This is a genomic window from Methylobacterium sp. CCH5-D2, from assembly GCF_001556475.1.
Classification (GTDB): domain Bacteria; phylum Pseudomonadota; class Alphaproteobacteria; order Rhizobiales; family Beijerinckiaceae; genus Methylobacterium; species Methylobacterium hispanicum.
Window position 1 is genome coordinate 1 of record NZ_LSIX01000513.1, and the last position, 4,306, is coordinate 4,306.

Annotated in this window: 5 protein-coding genes; all 5 read right to left on the bottom strand. The window is 70.8% G+C overall.

Going from position 1 to position 4,306, the window contains the following annotated elements; all coding sequences use genetic code 11:
• Positions 1 to 1,514: flagellar basal-body MS-ring/collar protein FliF (gene fliF, locus AX737_RS13155; RefSeq protein WP_066921997.1), on the bottom strand; the 1,514-nt coding region annotated here is incomplete at its 3' end.
• 283 nt (positions 1,515 to 1,797) lie between these two features.
• The gene (gene fliP / locus AX737_RS13160) at positions 1,798 to 2,580 is read right to left on the bottom strand and encodes a flagellar type III secretion system pore protein FliP (RefSeq protein WP_066921999.1); all 783 of its coding nucleotides are present in this window, start codon (positions 2,578 to 2,580) and stop codon (positions 1,798 to 1,800) included.
• Positions 2,577 to 3,053, bottom strand: coding sequence for a flagellar basal body-associated FliL family protein (locus AX737_RS13165; protein ID WP_066922001.1), 477 nt, complete (start codon positions 3,051 to 3,053; stop codon positions 2,577 to 2,579). The genes fliP and AX737_RS13165 overlap by 4 nt, the downstream gene beginning before the upstream one ends.
• Before the next feature lie 12 nt (positions 3,054 to 3,065).
• Entirely contained in the window at positions 3,066 to 3,776 is a 711-nt protein-coding gene (gene flgH / locus AX737_RS13170) for a flagellar basal body L-ring protein FlgH (RefSeq protein WP_156453689.1), read from the bottom strand.
• A partial coding sequence (locus AX737_RS13175; protein ID WP_066922008.1) for a MotE family protein occupies positions 3,770 to 4,306 on the bottom strand: 537 nt, incomplete at its 5' end. The genes AX737_RS13175 and flgH, both read right to left, overlap by 7 nt.

Genomic DNA, 4,306 nt, shown 5'->3' on the forward strand with positions numbered 1-4,306 from the left:
GCGCCGGGGGGAGCGAGCGCCGCCTCGCCCGCGCCGGCCGCGGCGAGCGCCGGGTTCGCGGCGCCCTCGATCGCCGCCATCTCGGTCTGGGCGGCCTCGGGCGTGGCGAGGATCGCGCGCAGCGCCGGGCGCAGGCCGAACCAGATCAGCAGGGCCGCCACGACCAGGATGGTGGCCGCGTTGATCAGGGTGCCGGACTGGCGCAGCAGCACGTCGGTGGCCGAGAGCGGGGGCACCGGCTCCAGGGACTGGCCGTCGTTGATGAAGCCGACGGCGGCGACCTTCACGGTGTCGCCGCGCTCCTTGCTGAAGCCGGCCGCCGAGGCCACGAGCTGCTCGATCTCGGCGATCTGCGCCTCGACGCTGGGGCCCTTGCCCTCACCTTTGCCGTCCGGCCCGCCCTGCGCGGCCAGCCGCGAGCGGTTGACCAGCACCGCGACCGAGAGGTGGCGGATAGCGTAGCCGTCGCTCACCGTCTGGATCGTCTTCTGGGAGATCTCGTAGTTCGTCAGATCCTCCTTCTTGGAGGTCTCGTTCGACGAGGTGTCGTTGCCGTCCGAGCGGGTGCGCTGGTCGGGCAGGTTCTGCTGGGCGCTGGTCGGGCGGTCGGACTTGCGATTCTGGGCGTTCTCGCTCTCGCGCACCGAGCGGGTCGAGCGCTCGACGCGCTGGTCGGGGTTGTAGATCGTCTCGTTGGTGCTCGTCTTGTCGGTGTTGAGCTGGGTCGCGACGCTGACCTCGAAGTTGCCGGTGCCGAGATAGGGGGTGAGCGTGCGCCGGATGTTGTCCTGCACCTCCCGGCTGACGATCCGCTCCAGGCTCGCCATCTTGCCCGAGGGCGCGAGGCTGCTGTCGTCGCCCGACATCAGGATGGTGCCGTCCGAGCTGATCACGGTGACGCGGTCGGCCTTGAGGCCGGGGATCGCCGCCGCCACGAGCTGGCGGATCGCCTGCGCGCCCGAGACGTCGTCGGCGGGCTCGGTGCGCACCACCACGGAGGCCGAGGGGGGCTGCTGGTCGCGCCGGAACGAGGCGCGGTCGGGCAGGACGATGTGGACGCGGGCGGCGCGCACGCCCTTCATGCCCTGGATGGTGCGGGCGAGCTCGCCCTCGAGCGCGCGCACCCGGGTCACCTCCTGCATGAACGAGGTCATGCCGAGCGAGCCCAGATCGTTGAACAGCTCGTAGCCGGACTTGGCGCTCTGCGGCAGGCCCTTCTCGGCCAAGAGCATTCGGGCCTGGGCGGTGTTGCCGTAGGCCACCATCACGGCGGTGCCGTCGGCGCTGACGTCGAACGGGATGCCGTTGTCCTTCAGCACGCCGCCGATGCGCCCGACATCCTCGCGCGAGAGCCCGGTGTAGAGCGGCTCCTGGGCGGGGCGGCTGAGATAGTAGGCGCCCAGCCCCACGCCGACGAAGACGAGGAGGCCGACGAGCCCTAGGGCCACGAGCCGGCGCGGCCCGAGCTCGATGATGTTGCTCCACAGCCTCTCGGCCTGCTCGCGACCCGACATCCCTGCACCGATCCCGCTGGCGACGTGACATGCGTCGCCAGCCTGTCTGGCGGGTCAGCCTTGCGCGGGGGTTGCGCGACGCCAAACGCTCTACCCCCTGTGCGGGGGCGTATGGCGGGCAACCTCTGCCGGATCGCGCCCGAACCGCGCCGCGCCCCCTCTCCCTATGGGAGAGGGGACCTGCGCCTCATGGGGCATCCGGGTGGCCCGCCGAGCGATCCGGCCTGCCCCCGCCCCATGCGATCAGCTTGCCCGCAGAGGGGAAGTGAAAGGCCGGTGCGCCTCAGAAGAACGATCGCACCAGCCCGCTCACCAGGAGGTTCCAGCCGTCGATCAGGATGAAGAACAGCACCTTGAACGGCAGCGAGATCACGGTGGGCGGCAGCATCATCATGCCCATCGACATCACGATGGTGGAGACGATCACGTCGATCACCAGGAAGGGCAGCACGATCAGGAAGCCGATCTCGAAGCCCCGGCGCAGCTCCGAGATCATGAAGGCCGGGATCAGGATGCGCAGGTCGATCTTGTCGCCGGACTCCGCCTTCGGGAAGTTGCGGCTGGCGAGATCCGAGAAGGTCTGCAGGTCCTTCGGCCGGACCTGGGCGGTCATGAACTCGCGGAACGGGTCGACGATCTTGGAATAGGCCTCCTCCTCGGTAATCCGGTTCTCCTGCAAGGGCTTCAGGCCCTCGTTCCAGGCCCGGTCGAAGGTCGGCGCCATGACGTAGAAGGTCATGAACAGCGCGAGCGAGACCATGAACAGGTTGGCGGGCGTGCTCTGCAGCCCGAGCCCCGAGCGCAGGAAGGAGAGCGCCACGGCGAACCGCGTGAAGCTCGTCATCATCACGAGGAGCCCCGGCGCCAGCGACAGCACGGTGAGCAGCGCGACGAGCTGGAGGATCCGCCCCGAGGCGGCGCCGTTGCCGGCGGGCAGGAGCTGGTCGAGGGCGGGCACGCCGGTGACGCCGCCCGCCGCCGCTTGCGCGTGGGCTGCGGTGGCCGCGAGGCTCAGGCCGAGCAGCGTGAGGCCGAGGCCTGCCCCGAAGCGTCGCGGATTCGTCATTGCACCACCAGGGATTCGACGATCAGCTCGCGCACGCTCCCCTTGGTGCGCAGCGCCACGCGCTCGTTGAGGTCCTCGCGCAGGTGCTGCAGGCCGCTCGCGCCCTCGATCTGGGCCATCGAGAGGGTGCGCAGATACGCGAGCAGGTCGGCGCGGATCTCGGCCAAGGTCGCGTCCGGGTTCTGGACGGTGCCGGCCTTGAACACCACCGAGGACTCGACGCGCACCCAGGATTCGGGCGGCTCGGCAAGGTTCGTGACCACCGAGCCGACGCTGCGGAGCGTCAGGTCGCCCGCGTAGGTCAGCACGGCCACGGGCTTGGCCTGCTCGTCGCGCACCTTCTGGTCCACGGCCTTCTCGACCGAGGACAGCAGGTAGACGCCGAGCGCGCCGCCCGTGCCGACCGCCACCAGCGTGGCGAGGGCGAGCGCCCCGATCGAGCCCCCGCCCTTCTTCTTCTGCGCATCGGCCATGTCGAAAAAACCTCAGAACGGCGCGACGGTCTCGAAGATCTGCTGGCCGAGCGTGGGGTTCTGCACGTCGGTGATCCGGCCGCGCCCGCCGTAGGAGATGCGCGCCTCCGCGATCTTGTCGTACTCGATGGTGTTGCGCCGCGAGATGTCGCGCGGGCGCACGATGCCGGCCACCGCCAGCACCCGGACCTCGTTGTTGACCCTGACCTCCTGCGAGCCCGAGATCAGCACGTTGCCGTTGGGCAGGACCTCGGTGACGACCGCCGCGACCGAGAGGCTGAGCGTCTCCTTGCGGTCGATCGTGCCCTCGCCCTTGGTGCTCGTGCCCGAGCGGATGCCGGTGTCGGCGGTCGCGGTGTCCTTGAGCGCGGAGACGCCGTAGCCGAAATCGAAGCCCAGCGTCGACTTCTGCTGGCGCGAGCGCTCGGTGGCGTTGTCGAACTGCGCCTTGTCGTTGATCGCGATGTTGACCGTGATCACGTCGCCGACGTTGCGGGCGCGCGGGTCCTGGAACAGCTCGGCGCTGCCCGGCGACCACGTGGAATGGTAGCCCGAGCGCGGCCCCAGCGCCCCGAAGGTGACGGGCAGGGGTTCGCGCGGCGGGCTGAGGCCGGCGCCCACGGGGGTGAGCACGGGCGGGCGGCCGATCGGGTCGAGGGTGCTCTGGCAGGCGCCCAGGGCGAGCGCCAGGGCGAGCGCGGACAAGCGGAGGGGGGTCACGATCTCTCGTCCTTCTTGGGCTCGCTCGTCCTCTCGGCCGCCTTGCGGCCGAGGTCCGACATCTTGCGGGCGAGCCCGGCGGCGCGGGCCGATTCCATCTCGGCGAGGATGGCGCTCGCCGCGCGGGCGTTGAGCTTGGTGAGGATCGCGGCGGCCGCGTCCTCCGGCATGGTGGCGAGCTGGGGCGCGGCAGCGTCCGGCCGCATCTTGGCGTAGAGCGCCACCACCCCCGCGTCGGCCTTGGCCAGGAATTCGTTGCGGCGGCGGAGCCAGTCCTCGTACTCGGCGCGCTTGGCCTCGAGCTTGGCGATGCGCGCCTCGACGTCGCGCTCCAGCGCCGCGAGCTGCTCCTTCTGCCACGCGAAGCGGGCGTCGGCGGCGGCGTCCGCGATCCCCGCGCAGTAGCCGGCCTTCGGCGCTTCCTTCACGTAGTCCTGCGCGGTCGCCTCCTTGGGCGCGTCGCGGATCGCGAGCGCCTTCATGGCGGCCTCCTTGGCCGGGTCCGGCTTGTCGCCGCCGACGCCCGCTTCGCG

Bases quoted from the DNA above. Each gene is read 5' to 3' on its own strand.
- fliP (WP_066921999.1), bottom strand. From the start codon at position 2,580: ATGACGAATCCGCGACGCTTCGGGGCAGGCCTCGGCCTCACGCTGCTC.
- AX737_RS13165 (WP_066922001.1), bottom strand. From the start codon at position 3,053: ATGGCCGATGCGCAGAAGAAGAAGGGCGGGGGCTCGATCGGGGCGCTC.